Source organism: Kitasatospora sp. NBC_01302 (assembly GCF_035976515.1).
In the GTDB taxonomy this organism is placed as follows: domain Bacteria; phylum Actinomycetota; class Actinomycetes; order Streptomycetales; family Streptomycetaceae; genus Kitasatospora.
Genome location: NZ_CP108404.1, coordinates 6,191,412 through 6,210,195, shown reverse-complemented (window position 1 = coordinate 6,210,195; position 18,784 = coordinate 6,191,412). Strand labels below are relative to the sequence as shown.

The following is an 18,784-nucleotide window of genomic DNA, read 5'->3' as shown; positions in this document are numbered from 1 at the left end:
GGAAAGTTATCGAGGTTTTTTCGCCGCCGAGCTGCGGTTCTCGTGGTGGCCGCGATCCGGTCCGCAACGCCGCCGCGATACCCGGGAGTGCCTGGACCCCTGGCGACTGTTGCCGATGGCAACCTTCGAATCAATCCCCGCAATCCGAGTTCACCTTTGATTCATACGCCGTTGGCCAAAGGTAACAAGTCGGACATCAATCCTGGGCGCCCACCGCGGGCCACAGATGTGGATGCCTATGCGGATTACCGCAACGGATTCCGAAGGTCAACCGCCATTGACGCAAGCTATACGCCCCCGCACCATGGCGATCCAAGGGAGCCAGCAGACCAAACCCCCAGGCAGGGGCCTCGAAGACGTCGCGGAGGCGATACCGCTCCCCACCCCAGCACCGCACAGGACCGCGCACCGCCGCGCTGAGCCGATCGGACCCGCCATGACCGACACGCTTCGCCCACCCGCCGCCACCCCCACGGTGACGGTCAGTACCGCCGAGGCCTCCCGAGGGCTGCAGCGCTCGCTCGGCGTCGTGGGCGGAACGCTGCTCACGCTCTCCTGCGTCACGCCCGCCTCCTCGCTCTTCGTCATCGTGCCGCTGCTGTTCAACTCGCTCGGCACCGCGACCGCGCTGACCATCGGCATCGGCGCGGTCATCTGCGTGGCGGTGGCGTTCTGCTACTCCGAGCTGGGCACCCTGATCCCCAGCGCGGGCGGCGAGTACGCGATGGTGGGCACGCTGGCCGGCCGGTTCGCCGGCTGGCTGGTCTTCATCCAGTCGCTGATCGTGGTGATGATCGTCCCCTCGGTGATCGCCATCGGGACGGCCGCCTACCTGGCCCCGATCGTGCACGTCAGCGGCCCGGTGGCCGGCGCCGCGGTGATGCTGGCCGCCACCGTGGCCGGCCTGCTGGACCTGCGGGCCAACGCCTGGATCACCGGCATCTTCCTGGTCCTGGAGGTGATCGCGGCCGGCGTCGTCTCCGTCCTCGGCTTCGCGCACAGCCAGCGCGGGGCGGGCAGCCTGTTCCACGGCGTGCTGGCCGACGCCCACGGCGCCACCAGCGCGGTGGGCCTGGGCGGGATGATGGCCGCGATGGGCACCGCGCTCTTCGTCACCCAGGGCTTCAGCACCGCGATCTACCTCTCCGAGGAGCTGGAGAACCCGCGCCGCAACGTGGCCCGCACGGTGCTGTGGACGCTCGGCCTGTCGGCGGTGGTCATCATGGTCCCGGTCGTCGCGATCACCCTGGGCGCGCCCGACCTGGCCACGCTGACCGGCGGCGACATCTCCGGCATGGTGGCCGGCTGGAGCGACTCGGCGCTCGGCACCTTCATCAGCCTGTGCATCGCGCTGGCCATCATCAACGCCGGCATCGTCATGGTGATCCAGAACTCCCGGGTGCTGTTCGCCTCCGGCCGCGACCGGGCCTGGCCGGAGCCGATCAACAAGGCCTTCGGCACGCTGAACCGCTTCAACGCCCCGTGGGTCTCCACCCTCGCGGTCGGCGTCCCCGGCGCGGTGCTGTGCTTCGTCCCCGGCGAGACGCTGAGCAACATCACCGGCGTCGCGGTCGCCGCGCTCTACCTGCTGGTCGCCGTCGCCGCGCTGTTCTCCCGCCGCGGCACGCACAAGCACACCCCCGCCTGGCGCCAGCCGCTGTGGCCGGTGCTGCCCGTGCTGCTGATCGTCGCCCTCGGCTACACGCTGACCCAGCTGGACACCCACGCGCTGATCTGGACCGGCGTGATCACCGCCGCCGCCTCGCTCTACTGGGTCTTCTACCTGCGCCCGCGCCAGGCGACCCGCTGGGTGATCACCCTGCCGGAGGACGAGCAGGTCTGAGCCCACCGGCCCCGCGCACGACGAAGCGGCCCGGACGCCCCGCTGGGGGGTGTCCGGGCCGCTTGCGGCTGTCCGGGCTGTCCGGGCGGTCGGGGCTGCCGACCGGCCGCTCAGCCCTGCTGCTGGCGCCGGTGGTCGCGCAGCACCACGAAGCCGCCGAAGAGCAGCGCCACCAGCAGGACCGCGCCGCCGAGCACGTAGGTGGCGGTGCGCCGGTCGCGGTCGGCCTGGGTCTCGCCCAGGCCGAGCGGCTGGGGCAGGATCGGCGAGCCGGCCAGCTGGACCGCCGGATCGGGCACCGGGTCGTTGGTCGGCGGGTCGGTGTCGGTGACCGCCTTGACCGGGTCGACCACCCCCCAGCCGAGGTACTTGTCGGGGGTGCGCTGGGTGCGCTGCGCGGTCTGCTCGATCCGGGCGCGGATCTGCCGGGCCGTCCAGTCCTTGTGCTCGCCGCGCAGCAGCGCGGCCACCCCGGCCACGTACGGGGCGGCGAAGCTGGTGCCGTTGTCCACGCACTGGCCGCCGCCCGGGACGGTGGAGAGCATGTCCACGCCGGGGGCGGCGACCTTCACGAAGTCGCCGTACTCGGAGAAGGAGGCGCGCTCGTTGTTGCGGTCGGAGGCGCCCACCGCGAGCACCGTGGGGTAGGCGGCCGGATAGGTCGCACCCTCCTGGCCGTCGTTGCCGGAGGCCGCGACCACCACCACGTTGTGCGCCTCGGCGAGGTCGATCGCGCTCTTGAGGGCGCCGCTGCCGGCGAAGTCGGCGTCCCCGTTGGTGCCGCGGACGTCCTGCGAGATGTTGATGACCTGGGCGTTGGCGTTGACCGCGTCCACGACCGCCTGGGCCAGGGTGTCCACGTTGCCGCTGCCCGCGTCGTCGTTCTGCCGGATCGACAGGATCTGGGAGCCGGGCGCCAGGCCCACGAAACCGACGCCGTCACGGTGCGCGGCGGCGATGATGCCGGCCACCTTGGTGCCGTGGCCGACCGTGTCGGTGGTCGACCCCCCGGCCACCGGCTGGTTGTTGTTGTTCTTGTCCAGCAGCAGCGTGGGACCGGCCTGGACCTTGCCGGCCAGCTGCGGGTTCTGGTTGTCCACGCCGGTGTCGATCACCGCGACCAGCACCCCGCTGCCGGTGACCGTGTTGTTCTGCCAGAGCTGGTCGAGCAGCACCCGCTGCAGCGCCCACGGGGTGCCCGGCACGTCCTTGGCCGGGAAGGTGCAGTCACCGGCCGCCGCGATGCTCAACGGCGACCAGTGGCTCCCCGGCGGATCCGCCGCCACCGCGGGCGCGGCTGCCGTCCCGCCCAGCACACCGAGCACCGCGCCGACCGCCGCGATCCGGCTCAGCCTTCGCCCCAACGCCACCTGGCACCCCTCGACTCGCGTGTTCCGCCCACGTGTCCTGCCGCGTGTCCGGCCCGTCCTCACGGGCCCGCTCCCGGGCCGGCTGCGGCCCGGACACGCGATGGGGGCGGGCGTCCACGGACACCCGCCCCACCTGCTGCGCTTTCGCTCCGCACCGCGCGCGGCGGTGCGGAGCGGTCCGGCCGGGGGCGACTGGGCCGACCCCGGCCGATGGATCAGTTGTGCCAGATCGCGGCGTTGGCCGACTCGGTCTGGGTGTAGCTCTGGTGAGCGTTGTCCAGCGCCGCGGCGATCTGGTTCAGCGTGGTGTGCAGGTCGTTCGCCTTCGAGTCCCAGATGGCCTGGCGGGCGTCGTAGCCCTCCTTGGCCGCACCGGTCCAGGAGCTGGCGATCCGGGTGACACCGGCCTTGAGGTCGTCCAGCTGCTGCTGGACCCGCGTGGCGGTGGCACGGACCTCGGAGCCCGCGTTCTGGATGGTGCTGAAATCGACCTTGATGTGTCCGTCAGCCATGATGGCTCCCTTTCAAGAAGAGGTGGGTCGGGGCGCCCCTCCGGGACGGCCCCGGCTGATGCGCTGCCGCGCAGCTGCGTGCCGGCCAGGCCGGCGGAGCGTCAGGCGCCCTGGACGCCGCTGAGCGAGGAGCGCTGGTCCTCTTCGGTGGCCGAGTACTTCGAGGTGGTGGCGTCGATCGCCTGTCGGATCTCGTCCAGCACCTTGTTGAGCGCGGTCGCGTCCTCGTTCCACCGCTCCTGCAGCTGGTGGTAGGCGGTCGCAGCCGCACCCTGCCAGCCGCCGGCGATCGACTCGACCAGCGCGTTGAGCTTCGAAAGCTCCCCCTGGATCTGCGAGTTGACCTCGGTGATCTTGCCCGAGAAGGCCCGCATCTCCTCAGCGGTCGTCGTGAACTGACCAGCCATAATCCACCGTCCCCCATGAGACAGACTCATTCCGGCTGTGCGGTCACCCTGCCCACCCGGACGACACCACGGTGTGATGCTTCGCAGCACTGTAGCCAACAGCGCCGACAGTCCCAACATCGGGAGCCGTTTGGTTACCAACCCATGACGATCCGCCGGACGTTGGCGCAACCGACACTGACCTGCAATCAACTGCCGTGGTCAGGAGGTCTGCTCCTGGAGCGCGGCCTTGGTGTTGAGCGCCGGGCCCGCCGGGATCAGGTCCGACCAGGCCCTGGGCACCAGCACCGGCGTCGTGTCCTTGTAACCGAGCCTGGCCTGCGCCTCGTTGACCTGCTGCTGGCTGTCGGACGGCGGGCTCGCGGAGGGCGCCGGGGTCGGTGACGCACCGGAGGCGGGGCCGTCGTTGCCGGCCGGCACGAAGTAGCGCAGCCCGGTCTCGGTGACCAGGTAGTCGCTGCCGGAGCCCTGGGCGGAGGCGTCCACCGCGCGGTAGAACAGCCCGTGCCCCGGGCTGACGTAGGCGCTGGCCGAGCCGGGCACGAAGGCCGCGGGGAAGTCGGTGCCGGCCCACACGCTCCGCTGCGCCGTGCCGCCGTTCATCCCTTCGAGGGTGGAGCAGATCACCGGACGGGCGGCGGCCGGGTCGCCGCCGTTGACCGGGGCGACCGGCTTGGCCGTCGGCCAGTCGGACACCTTGGCCATCGGACCCGAGGTGTCGAAGTCGCGGCCGTAGCGGGCGTTGTCGGCCGGGGTGATCTCGGTGACGGTCGGGTTGCCCTGGTCGTAGGCGTAGCCGGTGATCGGGGCCTGTCGGATCAACTCGGCCTCGAAGGGGGTCACCTGGTAGAGCCGGTCGGTGCCGACCACGTAGTAGGTCCCCTGCGAGCTGACCAGCCGGCCCACGTAGTTCAGGCTGGAGTCGGAGAGCTGCACGCTGGAGCGGGTCTTGGCGGCGGTCATCCCCGGCACCTGCGGGAAGCCGATCGCGCTGCCCTGCAGATCCAGCGTGCCCAGCCAGTCGTCGGTGACCTGCTCCGGCTTGGCCTGGTTGCCGAAGAGCGCGATCCGCAGCGCCCGCAGGTCGGAGTCCGACATGCCCGGGGTGCCGATCACGTGTCCGCGGCCCGCCGAGTCCACCAGGTACTGGGTGCCCGGTGCGCCGTTCTTCTGCACCGCCTGGACCCAGAGCGACTGACTCGCGTTCAGCATCCGGTCGGGCCGCGCCAGGGTGGCCGCGTCCGCGCCGGCCGTCACGAAGACGCCCTGGTTGGGGTGGGAGTCGTCGGAGCCGGGCCGGTCGCAGACCGACCACTTCTTGGCCGTGCCCGCGTCCGCGGCGCTCGGCAGCTTGTCGGGGGCGTACGGAATGCCGATCGTCGGGCCGTGCGCCTTGTAGTTGTCGATCGCCGAGTCGGCGACGATGACCACGCTGGAGTCGGCCGGCAGCACCAGCTTCGCCGAGGACATGTTGAGCACCGGGTGCAGCATCTTGGTGCCGTCGGCGCTGGTCAGCACGACGTAACGGGTCGTCGAGTCCTTGCCGAGGATGACGTTCTTGCCGTTGTCCCAGCCCTGCGGGGCGGTCGGCTTGATCAGGCCCCAGAGCCCGAAGCCGGCCACCGCCACCACCGCCATCACCAGCGAGGGGAGCACCGCGCGGATCGGGCGCGGTGCGTCCTCGTCGCTTCCACCACCGGCCGGCTGCAGGAAGGCGCCCACGGTGCGCTTTCGCGCGAAGGTGTAGGCGTTCAACTCGTCCCTGCGTGATGCCATCGTGCTTGGCCCTCCCCTGTTACGGCCGCCCGCTCGCCTCCGGTCCCTGGCGACCCTCTACGATGCGGCAGACGTGAGTACGGTACGGGTACTGTTCAGCACCCGGCCAACCGGGCCGTGACAGCGAATCAGAGAGGGTCACGCGGGGGAATGCCAAGCCAGACCGCGCAAGGGCGACGCAGGGCGGCACGGGGCAGGGGGAACCGCCCGAGCGGCACGACTCCCCCGCAGCCCACCGGAGTCCAGGAGAACGGTGGTGGTGGCCCGGCGCCCGTGCCGGTGCGGGTGCACCCGCGCCCCGGGCTGCTGGGCGGCCGGCTGCGGCTGCAGCAACTGGTGCTGATCGAGGTCGCCGCGGCGCTGGTCGCGGTCGGCTGGACGGTGAACCGCGCGACGGCCGGCGCCCTCGCGGTGCCGGCCGTGCTGCTGCTGGTGCTGGCCGTGGTGCCGGTGCGCGGGCGCACGCTGCCCGAGGCGCTGCGGATCCGCTCGGCCCACCGCGCCCGCCGCCGCGAGGCACCGAACCTGCTGCCGCCGGCCGGCAGCGACCCGGGCCTCGCGCCCGCGCTGGAACTGGAACCGGCGCTGCGCACCTACACCCACGCCACCGAGACCGACGTCGGCGCGGGCCGCCCGGTGCGCCGCGAGACCGGCATGATCGGCGACGGCACCTTCCTCACCTCGGTGCTGCTGGTGCAGGCCAAGGACCAGCCGCTGCGCCCGATGCGCACCGCGCTGCCGCTGCCGCTGGACATCGTCTGCTCGGCGCTGCAGGTGGACGACATCGCGCTGGAGTCGGTCCAGGTGCTCCAGCACACCCAGCCCGCCCCGGCCCCGCACCTGCCCGAGCAGGCCCTGGCCACCCGCGCCTACCAGGAGCTCGCGGACGGGCTGAGCACCCCCGCACTGCGCCTGACCTGGGTCGCCCTCAAGCTCGACCCGGAGCGCGCGGCCACCGCCGTGCTGGCCCGCGGCGGCGGCGAGGAGGGCGCCCGCAAGGCGCTGCAGCGGGTCACCGACCAGCTGGCCGGCCGGCTCAACGGCGCCGGCTTCACCGCCACCGCGCTGGACGAGCGCCAGCTGATCGGCGCGCTGTCCATCGCCACCTGCGCCAACCCGCTGGCCACGGCCGGTCGTCAGGGCACCGGCAGCGGTGGCGGCGGCACCCGCCGCACCCAGGAGAGCAGCCGGTTCTGGCGGGTCGACGACCGCTTCCACACCACCTACTGGATCTCCAAGTGGCCCCAGCTCAGCCGCTCGGCGGGCACGGGCGCCGGGGTCTCGGCCCCCGACCTGGTCAACCTGGCCACCGGCACGCCCGCGCTGGCCAGCGTGTTCAGCCTGACCGCCCGGGCCGGTACCGGCGACGCGGCGGCGATCAGCGGCCACGTCCGGGTGGTGGCCCGCAGCGAGGCCGACGTCGCCCAGTTCGGCCGGCTGCTGGAGCAGCGCGCGCAGAGCGCCGGCCTGGGCCTGTCCCGGCTGGACCAGGAGCAGGCGCCCGGCCTGCTCGCCACCCTGCCTCTGGGGGGATGTGCCTGATGGCCTACCAGACCTACTCCGGCCAGACCCGGCCGCAGCCCGCCGACCGCAGCACGCCGCTGGCCCGGATCCGGGCCGGCTTCGGCCTGCGCGGCCCGCGCCGTGAGCAGCACGTGCTCGGCCCCGAGCAGTTGGCCGCGCTCTCCTTCCCGGTCGGCGACGACGGTGTGGTGATCGGCGAGGACCCGCACCGCCAGGCCGCGGTGCTCGGCCTGTTCCGGCCCACCGCCTACGACGTGGTGCTGGTCGGCGGGGTGTGGACGGCGCAGGTGATCGCGCTGCGGGCCGCCGCCACCGGCGCCCGGGTCGCGGTGGAGACCGCCCGGCCCCAGCTCTGGGCACAGCTGGCGCAGGCCGCCGGCGGCGGACAGCCGTGCGTGACCGTGCACCAGATCGGCCGGCTCGGCGCGCAGGGCGCCTCCGTCTCGGCGCCGGTCCTGGTGGTGCGCGACCTCGGGCCGCGCCCGCCGCGCAGCCGCCTGTCGGCCACCCCCTGGCAGTCCACGCTGACCCTGCTGCCGTTCCTGGGTCCGAACGCGGCCCGGGTGCTCAACGCGGCCGACCTGGTCGGTGTCCAGCGCATCTCCCCGCCGGAGGCCGAACTGATCGGCCGGGTGCTCTCGTTCAGCGGTCAGGACGTGGCCGCGCTGCCGCAGCTGGGCGACGACCTCACGCTCTGGGCCACCAGGATGCACCGCCAGTACGTGCGCACCGAGCCGGGCTCGGCCGAGCACCAGCTGCTGGGACCGCCCCGCCGGGTGGACTGAGCGGTACCCGGTCGGCGGTCGGCCCGCCGCGGCGCCGTCACCCTTGCCGGTGACGCCGCCGCGGGGCCGTGCCCGCACGGTTGCGCCGACGGCTGAGCCCCCATCAGGTCCAACGAGTCGCGACGGCGCAGTCAACCTGGCGACCCGCAGGTTCTAGTCTTGTGCCTACGGCACCGCGACCAGCGGCGGCGAACACGAGGGAGCCCAAGGTGAGCAGCGATCGGGACGGCGTCTACGTCGGCGACAACGCGGCGGCGGAGGACGACGACGACTGGTCCGACGCCCCCGACTACACTCCCCCGTCCTGGTACACGCAGGGCGAGGCGGCACCGGCGGCCGAGCCGCAGCCCGCGCCCGCCGCGACCGGTGAACCGCTGAGCCCCGCTGCGCCGATCCCCGCGCAGGCCGGGCCGGGCGGCGCGGCCGAGGCCCCGCCGGCGGCCGTACCTCCGGCCGTTGTGCCCGCCCCTGCCCCGGCCCCGGTGGACCAGGTGGCGCCGGTCGCCGCACCGGTGGCCGCCGCACCGCCGGCCACCGGCGAGCCGGCACCGGTTGCCCAGCCGGCACCGGCCCCCCAGCCGACGCCGTCCGCCGCGGGCGGTGCCCCGGGCGTGCCCGGTCACCCCGGTGCGCCCGCCTGGCCGGGCGCCGAGCAGCAGGCGTACCAGGCCGGCCCGCCGCAGAGCGGCGTCCCGGGTCAGCCCGGCGGCCAGCAGCCCGCCACCGCACAGCCCGCGCAGGCGTACCCCGCCGCCTACCCCCCTGGCGGGTACCCGCCCCACCTGCAGCAGGGTCAGCCGGTACCGCCCGTGCAGCAGCAGCCGGTCCCGGAGGCCGTGCCGCCGGGCGTGCCGGGCGCTCCGGCGGTCGGCGCGCCGTGGGGCCAGCCGCCGGCGGTCGCGCAGCACCCCGCCACCGCTCAGCCCGGCGTGCCGCAGGCGGGTCCGGTCGACCCGCGCCAGGGCGGCTGGCCGCACTCCGGCCCGGCCGCGCCCGGACCCACCGCGGGCCAGCAGCCCTACCCCGCGCCGGTGGCCTACCCGCACCAGCAGGCCGTGCCGCAGGCGCCCGCCGCCTTCCAGCAGCCCGGCGGCCAGCAGCCGACCGCGCAGGGTGCCCCGCTCGGCTACACCGCGGCCGTGGAGCTCTCCTCCGACCGGCTGCTGCGCAACCAGCCCAAGCAGCAGCGCCAGGCGCCGCGGCTGAAGTTCGGCGGCAAGGCCGCGCAGGCCGAGCGCGAGCGCAAGCTGGGGATCATCCGCACCCCGGTGCTGAGCTGCTACCGGATCGCCGTGATCAGCCTCAAGGGCGGCGTCGGCAAGACCACGACCACCACCTCGCTCGGGGCCACGCTGGCCAGCGAGCGCCAGGACAAGGTGATCGCGATCGACGCCAACCCCGACGCCGGCACCCTGGGCCGCCGGATCAAGCGGCAGACCGGGGCGACCATCCGCGACCTGGTGACGGCCATCCCGCACCTGCGCAGCTACATGGACATCCGCCAGTACACCTCGCAGGACCTCAACAGCGGCCTGGAGATCCTGGCGAACGACGTCGACCCGGCGGTCTCCACCACCTTCAACGACTCCGACTACCGCCAGGTGATCGACGTGCTGGGCCGCCAGTACCCGATCATCCTGACCGACTCCGGCACCGGCCTGCTGTACAGCGCGATGCGCGGAGTGCTCGACCTGGCCGATCAGCTGATCATCGTCGCGACCCCGAGCGTGGACGGCGCCAGCAGCGCCAGCACCACCCTCGACTGGCTCTCCGCACACGGCTACGCCGATCTCGTCCAGCGCAGCATCACCGTGGTCTCCGGGGTCCGCGAGACCAGCAAGATGATCCGGATCGAGGACATCGTCGCGCACTTCCAGACCCGCTGCCGCGGCGTCGTGGTGGTGCCGTTCGACGAGAGCCTGGCGGCCGGGGCCGAGGTCAACCTGGACATGATGCGGCCCAAGGTCCGTGAGGCCTACTTCGATCTGGCCACCCTGGTCGGCGAGGACATCATCCGGGCCCAGCAGGCCGCGGCGAACGGCGGCTGGCAGCAACAGCAGCAGGCGCCCGGCGCGCCGCAGCAGGGGTGGCCCGGCCAGCCCGGACCGGCCCAGCAGCCGTACGGCGCCCCCGGACCGGAGGCCGGTCAGCCCTGGGGTGCGCCGCAGGGCGGCGGCCCGGCCGGTGGGCAGCCCTGGGCGCCGCAGCCCGGCCAGCAGGGGTACGGCTACCCGGCGCCGGGCGGCCCGCAGGCGGCCCCGCCGCAGGGGTACGGCTACCCGCCGGCACCCGGGCCGGTCAACCCCGGGCAGCAGCAGCCGGGCCCGTGGCCCCCGGCCGCGCCGCAGCCCGGCCCTGCCGATCCGGCGCAGCAGCCCCCGCAGCCCGGCTACGGCTACCCGCCGCCGCCTCAGCAGTGACCGCACGCGACTGCGCCCGCCCCCGGAGTCCGGGGGCGGGCGCAGTCGCGTCGTGGTGACGGCTCGTCACTCCGTCGCGGTCAGCTCCCTGGCCTGCTTCACATCGGCGGCCATCCGGTCGAGCAGCGCCTCGACGGTGTCGAACTTCTCCATCCCGCGCAGGAAGGCGAGGAAGTCGACGGCCACGTGCAGCCCGTACAGGTCCAGGCCGACCCGGTCGATCGCGTAGGCCTCGACGGTGCGGTGGGTGCCGTCGAAGGTGGGGTTGGTGCCCACCGAGATGGCCGCCGGCATCCGCTCGCCGTCGGCCGTCAGCCAGCCCGCGTACACCCCGTCGGCCGGGACGGCGCTGTGCGGCACCACGTCCACGTTGGCGGTCGGGTAGCCCAGGTCGCGCCCGCGCTGCGCGCCGCGCACCACGATGCCCTCGACCCGGTGCGGCCGGCCGAGCACCTCGGCCACCGCGCCCATCTCACCGGCCGCGACCAGCCGGCGGGCCAGCGTGGAGGAGAACGGCTCGCCGCCGCCGGCCGCACCGCGCACCTGGAGGTCGACCACCTCGACCTCGAAGTCGGCCTGCTGCCCCAGCTCGGCCAGCAGCGCGACGTTGCCGGCCGCCTTGTGCCCGAACCGGAAGTTCGGCCCCTCGATCACCAGCCGCGCGTGCAGCGCGTCCACCAGCACCTGCTGGACGAAGGCCTGCGGCGACTCCTTGGAGAACTCCGCGGTGAACGGCAGCACCAGCACCGCGTCCACGCCGAGGGTCGCCATCAGCTCGGCCCGACGCGGGTGCGGGGCCAGCAGCGGCGGGTGGCTGCCGGGGCGCACCACCTCGCTCGGGTGCGGGTCGAAGGTCACCACGACGGCCTTGGCGCCCAGCTCACGCGCCCGGGCGACCGCCCGGTTGATGATCAGCTGGTGCCCCAGGTGCACCCCGTCGAACGAGCCGATGGTGACGACGCTGCGTCCCCAGTCGCCGGGAATCTCCTCCAGGCCACGCCAGCGCTGCACCCTGACCGCTCCTCTTCTCAACAGCTCAAACCCGAACCCCTATAGCGTGCCATGCGCCGCTCCGCGCTCCGGCACCGGAACACCCGCTGCGCGCGGCAGCGCGGCGATGACCGGCCGCACGGCCGTGCGCTCGGCCTCGGCCGCCGCGTACTGCGGGTCGCGGCCCTGCGCGAGCAGCACGCGCATCCGGGCCAGCAGCGGACCGCCGGCGGGCGGGTGCGAGTCGGCGGGCCACTCCGCGAGCAACTGGGCGAAGTCGGCGGCCCGGCCCGCGCAGCCCACCAGCAGGGCGTCCCAGCGCTCCGGGCCGCCGGTGCCCTGGGCCCAGGCGTCGGCGATCCGGCGCACCATGGCCCGGGCCCGCTGCGGGTCCTGGCGGGCGGTGGTGTTGGCCAGCCGCTCCAGGGCGGGGGCCAGCACCGCCGGATCCCGCTCGGTGACCAGCAGCCGGTCCAGGAACTCGCCGCGCAGCAGCTCACCGGCCGCCGGGCCCGGCGCCGGCCCGTCCGCGTGCGCATCCGCCCGGGCCGCCGGTGCCGCGGCCCCCGGGGTGGCCAGCACCAGCGCGAAGGCCCGCCGGACCGGCGCCGGCCGCTCGCCCGGCGGCGCGCCCAGCAGCGCGGTGAGGTCGCCCCGGGCGGCCGTCCCCAGCGCGAGCCGCCGGTTGAGGTACTCGGCCACCAGCTCGGCCCGCTCGGGCCGGGCCCGCAGCAGCCGCCCGGCCAGCCGGGTGGCCGGGTCGGGCAGCGAACCCGGGGCCGCCACCGCGCCGGCCCCGGGCGCGGCGTCCGCGAGCACCCGCAGCACGGCGGCAGCGGAGCCGCCGGGCAGCGCCAGCCGCGCCTCGAACGCGTCGAGCACGGCGGCCGCGTCGGTGGCCAGCGCCACCGCGAGGGCCGCCGGCGGAACGAACGGATCGTCGGCCGCGTACGCGCGCAGCGCGCCTGCCAGATGGCGGGCGCGGGTGACCGGATCGCGGACCAGCAGCGCGAGGGCGGCGCCGTGCAGGCCCGGCTCCGCCTCCCGGGCGAGCAGGGTCAGTGCGGCGTGGCGCAGCAGCTCGACCCCCGCGCCGGTGGCGTACGGCGCGGTGCGCAGCGCGTGCACGGCGGCGGCCACGTGGCGCTCGGGACGCGGGTCGTGGCTCCAGCGGTCGACCGCGCGGCAGAGCGCGGAGGGCTCCTCCACGGCGAGCACGGTCAGCAGCGCGTCGGCGCGCGGGTGCGCGACCGCCACCAGGGCCTCCGTCAACTCGTCGACGGCGAGGGCCCGGTGGGCGTAGAGCAGGTCGTGGGCGAGGTCGGCGACGGTACCGCCGGGGCGGGCCGGCAGCCCGTGGCCGTCCTCGAACCAGCGGCACAGCAGGGGGAAGGCCCACGCCCCCGAGGCGGCGAGGCGGGCGGCGGCCGAGGCGAGGAAGCCCTGCTCGGGGCCGTCCGCCCGGCTGAGCGTGCGCAGCAGCGCCCAGTGGCAGTCGGCGGGCAGCGCGAGGGAGTCCCAGAACTCCGGCCCGAACCGGGCCAGTTCGACGGGCGCCGGGCCGTCCGGCGCTCCCCGGCCCAGGGCCGCGAAGCCGCCGGCGCTCGCGGCGGCCTGCGCGATCCGCTGCGCCATCCGCTGGAGCAGCTCCTGGTGCGCCGCCGGCTCGGGGCTGGCGCGCAGCGCGGTGGCCAGCAGGCGGGCCGCCCACCAGCGCCGCTCCCGGTCGAGCTCCGCCGTCGGGGCCGTCGCGCCGGCCGGGCCTTCGGGCGCCCCCGCGGCGCTCAGCGCGTCCCAGAGCCGGTGCAGCCAAGGGTCCAGCCCCGCCGCTCCCCGGCTCTCCCCGAGGGCGCGCAGCGCCGCCTCCACCGCGCCGACCCGGTGCCGGGGCATCGGTCGCCGCACGCCGCCTTCCTCGCCGTCGGCCAGCAGCAGCCGCAGCGCGGCGTCCAGGTCCAGATGGGTGCCCTGCAGCCAGTCCGCCAGCTGCGCGTGGGCCAGCCAGTAGCCGTCACCGGCCGGGACGAAGAGCCCCTCGCCCAGCACCGCGCGGGCCCAGCCGCCGGGCGGGAAGAGCTCCTCGAACGCGGACCGCCCCAGGCCGCCCTGGCCCGCGCCGAGCATCCGGCGGGCGGCCTCGTGCACCCGCCCGGCCACCACGGCGGCCAGCCGGCGCACCCGCCCCGGCGCGACGAGCGGTGCGGCTGCCCGCAGCGCACTCCCCTTGCGGTGCGAGGCGGGCCGGTCCCCCTCCCGGGCCAGGTGCTCGGCGATCCGCAGGCAGCGCAGGTCGAGCCAGCCCTGGCAGAGCTCGGCCGCGCTCGCCCCCGCCGGATCCACCCCCGCGGCCCGCAGCTCCCCCGCCATCCGGAGCAGCAGCGGGTCCACCGCCCGCTGCGTCCAGACTCCCTGGGCCGTCGTCAGTCCGTAGTGCTGGACGGCGAGTTCCAGCGCCGCACCGGACCATGGGCGCAGCCGGTGCAGCCGCACCGACTCGGGGCCGCCGCCGAGCCCGGCGCTGCCCACGAGCCCGGCCTCGACCTGCGGCCCGTACCGCTCCCAGCTCTCCGGCCGGCAGGCCACCAGCAGCCGCACCCGGGCGGCCACCAGCCACTCGATCGTCGCCGCCCACCAGGCGGCGCCGAGCACCCCGGGCGCCTCCTCGGGCCCGTCGAGCACCACCAGCAGGGGGCGCCCGGCGGCCGCGCAGACCTGGGCCACCGCCGCCTCGTCGACCGGTGCGGCCGACCGCGCCTGCTCCCGTTCCCGCGTGGCGAGAGCGGCCAGCGCACGGCCCAGGGGCGCTCGCAGGCAGCGGTCGGTGGCCCGCAGATCCGCACCGCGCAGCCAGAGGGTGGGCAGCGGCCGGGCGCCCGCCGACCGGCGCACCGCGAGGGCCGCCAGCTCGGTGCTCGCGCCGCTGCCGGGCTCACCGACCAGGACGGTCAGCACCGCCGCCGGCTCCTCGCCGGCCAGGCCGTCCGCGCGCTCCACCCGCTCCGCGGCCAGCTCGCCGATCCGCCCCGGGCCGGCGCAGGCCGCCGCCAGCTGGCGGGCGGTCAGCCCGAGGGCGCCGCCCAGGTTGAGCGAGTGGCCGTAGGCCGGTGCGGCCACCGCGTTGCGGGCGAGCAGGTCGACGAGGGCCGGCGGACCCAGCGAGCGAGCGGTGGCGAGCGGGATCGCGCCGGTCAGCCCGTCCGGCAGCCCGCGCAGGCCCGGCGCCAGCAGGCCGAGCACCACCCGGGTGACGGGGTCCAGCACCGGCAGGCCGGGAACCGGTGCAAGGCCCGGCGGCAGTTCGAGCAGCAACACCCCGGCCAGCAGCCGGGCCGGCGCCGCTCCCGCGGTCAGCGCGGCCGCCGTGCCGTGCAGCACGCCCGTCACGGCGGGCGCCCCGGGGACGAGGACGTGCTCCCCCGGCTCGGCGAGCGGCCCGGTCGCGGGCTGCGGCCCGGCCTCGGCCACCGGCAGCGGCCCTCCCGAGGCCTCCGGGCCGTCCCGCGCCACCGTCAGCCAGGCCAGGCCCAGTTCGGGACAGCGCGTCAGCATCCCCGTCCCGACCTCGTGCCAGGTTCCGGCGGCCGTGCGGACCCGCAGGCCCGCGCCGTCGGCCGGCTGCTCGGCGACCACCTCGTCGGCGGTCAGCACCGTGCCGCGTGCATCGGCCCAGAACCCGTAGCCGAGCGGGCGCCCGGCGCCCGTGCTGATCGCGACCAGCGCCCCGTCCGGGTCCGCCGGCCCGCCGCCCCGCAGATCACCCGCCATCGTGCTGCCCTCCCCGGCGGCCCCGGTGGGCACCCGTTCGGGCCCGTCACCGCTGCCGTGCTCGCCGCGAGGAGCCTGCCCGGGTGGTGGGCCGGGCGACCCCGGCCACACCGTTCACCACGGGCTTTCACCTCGCGCGCTCGCCCGTTCGGGTGAGCACAGCCTGGGCATGCGCAGACCGGGCAAGCGCAGAGGCGGGTGAGCCCAGCAGGGCTCCGGCGTCTCCGGCGTCAGCCGACGAAGACCGCCACCGGCTTGGCCTGCCCGCCCTGCTCCTCCACCAGGGCGAGGAACTGCTCGCCCGGCCCGAAGACCGCGATCGGCCCGTCCACCCCGAGCCCCGGCGCGGGCAGCCGCACACCCGTCGACAGCCGGCGCGCGTCCTCCTCGCCGACGTCCCAGCGCGGGAAGGCGGCAGCCGCGGCCTCGCCGATCGGCAGCACCGTGAGCTGCTCCTCCAACTGCTCCAGGGTGTGCGCCGACTCCACCGAGTACGGCCCGACCTTGGTGCGGCGCAGCGCCGTCAGGTGACCGCCGACGCCCAGCGCGCCGCCCAGGTCGCGGGCCAGCGCCCGGATGTACGTCCCGGAGGAGCACTCCACGGTGACGTCCAGGTCGAGCACCGGCGTGCCGTCCTCGGCCACCGCCTCGCGCAGCTCGTGGACGGTGAACGAGTGCACGGTGGTCGGCCGGGCCGGCAGCTCGAAGTCCTCGCCCTCCCGCACCCGGTGGTAGGAGCGCTTGCCGTCGATCTTGATCGCGCTGACCTTGGACGGCACCTGCATGATCTCGCCGGTCAGCACCGCGATCTGCTCGTCGATCGCCTCCCGGGAGACCGCACCGGCCGGCACCGAGGCGGTGACCTCGCCCTCCCGGTCGTCGGTGATGGTGGTCTGGCCGAGCCGGATGGTCGCCTCGTAGGTCTTGGCGGTGAGCATCAGGTGCCCGAGCAGCCGGGTGGCGCGCTCGACGCCGATCACCAGCACTCCGGTGGCCATCGGGTCCAGGGTGCCGGCGTGGCCGACCTTCCGGGTCCCGGCGAGCCGGCGCAGCCGGGCGACCACGCCGTGCGAGGTGATGCCTTCGGGCTTGTCCACGATGACCAGGCCGTCGGGGCCGGTGCTCTTGCGCTTCATCAGTTCTTTCTCTGCACAGTTTGCCAACCATGGTTGCGGGGCCCCGCAACGCCTGCGGACCCCGTGTGACGCACCCGGCCGGTACGGCCCGGCCGGTGCGCCGCGCCGCGCCGCGCCGCCTCAGCGCACCGCCCGCGCCAGCGCCGCCCGGAACCGGGCCACCGCGCCCGGCGCGTCCCCCCGCACCGAGAAGCCGGCCGCGAACGCGTGCCCGCCGCCACCCAGCTCGCCGCAGGCCGCGGCGACGTCGACCGCGCCCTTGGCGCGGCAGGAGCCGCGCAGCGTCCCGTCGGGATCCTGCTTGAGCACCAGCGCGACCTCCGCCTCGGCGGGCTTGCGCAGCACGTCGATCAGGCCCTCGATCTCCTCCACCGGAACGCTGAACAGTGCCAGGTCCTGGTAGGGCACCCAGGTCCACACCAGTCCCAGCCCGCCCGCGGCCTCGGGCTCGTAGACCGCGCGGTCCAGCGCGGCGGCCAGCACCTTGAGGTAGCCGAACGAGGTGGTGTCCCAGAGCTGGCGGGAGATCAGGTCCTGCCGGATCCCGGTGGCCAGCAGCCGCCCGGCCAGCTCATGGGTGGCCGGTGTGGTGCCGGCGTACTTGAACGAGCCGGTGTCGGTGGCCACCCCGGTGTACAGGCAGGTGGCGATGGACTGGTCCAGCCGGACCCCGAGCCGCCGCAGCAGTTCGTCGACCAGCACCGCGGTGGCCGGCGCGCTCGGATCGATGATCCGGTGGCTGCCGAAGCCGGGATTGGAGGCGTGGTGGTCCAGCACCACCAGGTGCCGCGCGGCGAACGCCTTCTCCCGCAGCAACCCGAGCCGCCCCTCGGAGGCGACGTCGAAGCAGAGCACCAGCTCCGGCCGGTCCGGCACCTCGGCGGCCGGCACGATCAGCTCCTGACCGGGCAGGAAGGAGAGCGACTCCGCGATCACCTGCGGGTCGTCACCGAAGGAGACCCGCACCCGGTGGCCGAGCGCGCGCAGGCCGAGTCCGGCCGCCAGGGCCGAGCCGAGCGCGTCACCGTCGGGGGTGATGTGGCAGATCAGGTCGATCACCGGGCTCTGCTCGACGAGGGCCACGATCCGCCGCCACTCCCGCTCGAAGCCGAGCGGTGTCTCCTCGCGAGGCGCCGGAAGCACCGCGAGGGCGTCCTCCACCGGATGGGTGGAGAACGCCCTCGCCGAACCGGCCGCCGCCGGCTCACCTGCCATGACTACTCGTCCTCGTCCGCGTCGTCGCGCTCGGCGGCCCGCTTGTACGGGTCGGCGTCACCGGCGTACTGCGCGCCCGCCGCGGCGGAACGCACCGCCGCGTCGGAGCTGCGGACCCGGTCCAGCAGGTCGTCGATGGTGCGCGCGGTGTCCGGCAGCGCGTCCGCGACGAAGGTCAGCGACGGGGTGAAGCGCACCCCGGTCTGCTTGCCGACCTCGGAGCGGAGCACGCCCTTGGCACTCTCCAGCGCAGCCGCCGTCGCCTCCCGCTCGGTCTCGTCGCCGAAGACCGTGTAGAAGACGGTGGCCTCCCGCAGGTCGCCGGTGACGCGGGTGTCGGTGATGGTCACGAAGCCCAGGCGCGGGTCCTTGATCCGCCGTTCCAGGGTCTCCGCGACGACCACCTGGATTCGGTCGGCGAGCTTGCGCGCCCTTGCGGTGTCGGTCACGTTGCCTCCTCGTGCAGTGGGCACGGTACGTGGCGCGCCGCAGCGCCCCGCGGGGCCCACGCCCCAACGTACCGGCCCGCGCCCAGCCTTGTGGGCGCTCTCGGTCCTCGTCGGTGTGATGGTGGCGACTTCCCGGGGTCGGTCGTCGGCCATCCGCCGCTCTCAATCATCGTCGTCGCCGTAGTAACGCCTGCGGGCAGCCAGCAGCTGCACCTCGGGGCGGCCGGCGACCAGCCGCTCGCAACTGTCCAGGATCTCGGTGACAAAACGGTGCTCGCCGGAGACCACCGCCAGGCCGATCTCGGCCCGGCGGTGCAGATCCTGGTTTCCGACTTCCGCGGCGCAGACGCTGTACTTGCGCTGCAGTTCGGCCACGATGGGCCGCACGATCGAGCGCTTCTCCTTGAGCGAGTGGACATCGCCCAGGAGCAGGTCGAAGGTGAGTGTTCCCACGAACATGTGTGACAGGTCTCGCCGACCTGGGGGCCTCGTAGGACCCCCGTGCGATCACGGGGGCTGATGCCGAGGACCCTACACAGCGAGACCGGGGCCGGTCGACGGGAATTCCCGCCGACCGGCCCCGGCTACCGAG

14 protein-coding genes are annotated in these 18,784 nt (G+C 75.0%); 4 read left to right on the top strand and 10 right to left on the bottom strand.

The genetic code is table 11. From position 1 onward, the window contains the following. Window positions 1-436: 436 nt before the first annotated feature. Complete coding sequence (locus OG294_RS27175; protein WP_327069163.1) at window positions 437-1,843, top strand: APC family permease; 1,407 nt, start codon at window positions 437-439, stop codon at window positions 1,841-1,843. Window positions 1,844-1,953: 110 nt separating this feature from the next. Here OG294_RS27175 and mycP read toward each other — a convergent pair whose 3' ends face one another. From mycP to eccB, 4 genes are all read right to left on the bottom strand, one after another. Beyond that, the gene (mycP, locus tag OG294_RS27170; protein WP_442789362.1) at window positions 1,954-3,207 is read right to left on the bottom strand and encodes a type VII secretion-associated serine protease mycosin; all 1,254 of its coding nucleotides are present in this window, start codon (window positions 3,205-3,207) and stop codon (window positions 1,954-1,956) included. A 221-nt stretch (window positions 3,208-3,428) separates the two neighbouring features. Then, window positions 3,429-3,725, bottom strand: a complete 297-nt coding sequence (locus tag OG294_RS27165; protein WP_327069160.1) for a WXG100 family type VII secretion target — start codon at window positions 3,723-3,725, stop codon at window positions 3,429-3,431. A 101-nt stretch (window positions 3,726-3,826) separates the two neighbouring features. Continuing rightward, window positions 3,827-4,132, bottom strand: coding sequence for a WXG100 family type VII secretion target (locus OG294_RS27160; protein ID WP_327069159.1), 306 nt, complete (start codon window positions 4,130-4,132; stop codon window positions 3,827-3,829). A 201-nt stretch (window positions 4,133-4,333) separates the two neighbouring features. Next, window positions 4,334-5,908, bottom strand: coding sequence for a type VII secretion protein EccB (gene eccB / locus OG294_RS27155; RefSeq protein ID WP_327069158.1), 1,575 nt, complete (start codon window positions 5,906-5,908; stop codon window positions 4,334-4,336). Window positions 5,909-6,181: 273 nt separating this feature from the next. On the opposite strand from eccB, the gene eccE reads away from it, so the two are divergent. The 3 genes from eccE (at window position 6,182) to OG294_RS27140 (ending at window position 10,637) form a co-directional block, all read left to right on the top strand. After that, window positions 6,182-7,450 (top strand): type VII secretion protein EccE, encoded by a 1,269-nt coding sequence (gene eccE / locus OG294_RS27150; protein ID WP_327069157.1) that lies wholly within the window; start codon window positions 6,182-6,184, stop codon window positions 7,448-7,450. Beyond that, window positions 7,450-8,217: a hypothetical protein gene (locus OG294_RS27145; RefSeq protein WP_327069155.1), complete on the top strand. Its 768-nt coding sequence runs from the start codon at window positions 7,450-7,452 to the stop codon at window positions 8,215-8,217. Before eccE ends, OG294_RS27145 begins: the two co-directional genes overlap by 1 nt. Window positions 8,218-8,426: 209 nt before the next feature. Continuing rightward, a complete protein-coding gene (locus tag OG294_RS27140) occupies window positions 8,427-10,637 on the top strand; it encodes a nucleotide-binding protein (protein ID WP_327069154.1) in 2,211 nt (736 codons plus the stop codon). A gap of 66 nt (window positions 10,638-10,703) precedes the next feature. Here OG294_RS27140 and OG294_RS27135 read toward each other — a convergent pair whose 3' ends face one another. From OG294_RS27135 to OG294_RS27110, 6 genes are all read right to left on the bottom strand, one after another. Further along, a complete protein-coding gene (locus OG294_RS27135) occupies window positions 10,704-11,648 on the bottom strand; it encodes a bifunctional riboflavin kinase/FAD synthetase (RefSeq protein WP_327069153.1) in 945 nt (314 codons plus the stop codon). A 39-nt stretch (window positions 11,649-11,687) separates the two neighbouring features. After that, a complete protein-coding gene (locus OG294_RS27130; RefSeq protein WP_327069152.1) occupies window positions 11,688-15,392 on the bottom strand; it encodes a serine protease in 3,705 nt (1,234 codons plus the stop codon). 230 nt (window positions 15,393-15,622) lie between these two features. Next, window positions 15,623-16,528, bottom strand: coding sequence for a tRNA pseudouridine(55) synthase TruB (gene truB, locus OG294_RS27125; protein WP_327069151.1), 906 nt, complete (start codon window positions 16,526-16,528; stop codon window positions 15,623-15,625). Between the two features lie 120 nt (window positions 16,529-16,648). Further along, entirely contained in the window at window positions 16,649-17,743 is a 1,095-nt protein-coding gene (locus OG294_RS27120) for a DHH family phosphoesterase (RefSeq protein WP_327069150.1), read from the bottom strand. Window positions 17,744-17,745: 2 nt separating this feature from the next. Next, a complete protein-coding gene (gene rbfA / locus OG294_RS27115) occupies window positions 17,746-18,192 on the bottom strand; it encodes a 30S ribosome-binding factor RbfA (RefSeq protein ID WP_327069149.1) in 447 nt (148 codons plus the stop codon). Between the two features lie 162 nt (window positions 18,193-18,354). Further along, window positions 18,355-18,651 (bottom strand): DUF503 domain-containing protein, encoded by a 297-nt coding sequence (locus tag OG294_RS27110; protein ID WP_184935330.1) that lies wholly within the window; start codon window positions 18,649-18,651, stop codon window positions 18,355-18,357. Window positions 18,652-18,784 lie beyond the last annotated feature (133 nt).

Bases quoted from the DNA above. Each gene is read 5' to 3' on its own strand.
- OG294_RS27175 (WP_327069163.1), top strand. From the start codon at position 437: ATGACCGACACGCTTCGCCCACCCGCCGCCACCCCCACGGTGACGGTC.
- OG294_RS27165 (WP_327069160.1), bottom strand. From the start codon at position 3,725: ATGGCTGACGGACACATCAAGGTCGATTTCAGCACCATCCAGAACGCG.
- OG294_RS27160 (WP_327069159.1), bottom strand. From the start codon at position 4,132: ATGGCTGGTCAGTTCACGACGACCGCTGAGGAGATGCGGGCCTTCTCG.
- eccB (WP_327069158.1), bottom strand. From the start codon at position 5,908: ATGGCATCACGCAGGGACGAGTTGAACGCCTACACCTTCGCGCGAAAG.
- OG294_RS27145 (WP_327069155.1), top strand. From the start codon at position 7,450: ATGGCCTACCAGACCTACTCCGGCCAGACCCGGCCGCAGCCCGCCGAC.
- OG294_RS27130 (WP_327069152.1), bottom strand. From the start codon at position 15,392: ATGGCGGGTGATCTGCGGGGCGGCGGGCCGGCGGACCCGGACGGGGCG.
- truB (WP_327069151.1), bottom strand. From the start codon at position 16,528: ATGAAGCGCAAGAGCACCGGCCCCGACGGCCTGGTCATCGTGGACAAG.
- OG294_RS27120 (WP_327069150.1), bottom strand. From the start codon at position 17,743: ATGGCAGGTGAGCCGGCGGCGGCCGGTTCGGCGAGGGCGTTCTCCACC.
- OG294_RS27110 (WP_184935330.1), bottom strand. From the start codon at position 18,651: ATGTTCGTGGGAACACTCACCTTCGACCTGCTCCTGGGCGATGTCCAC.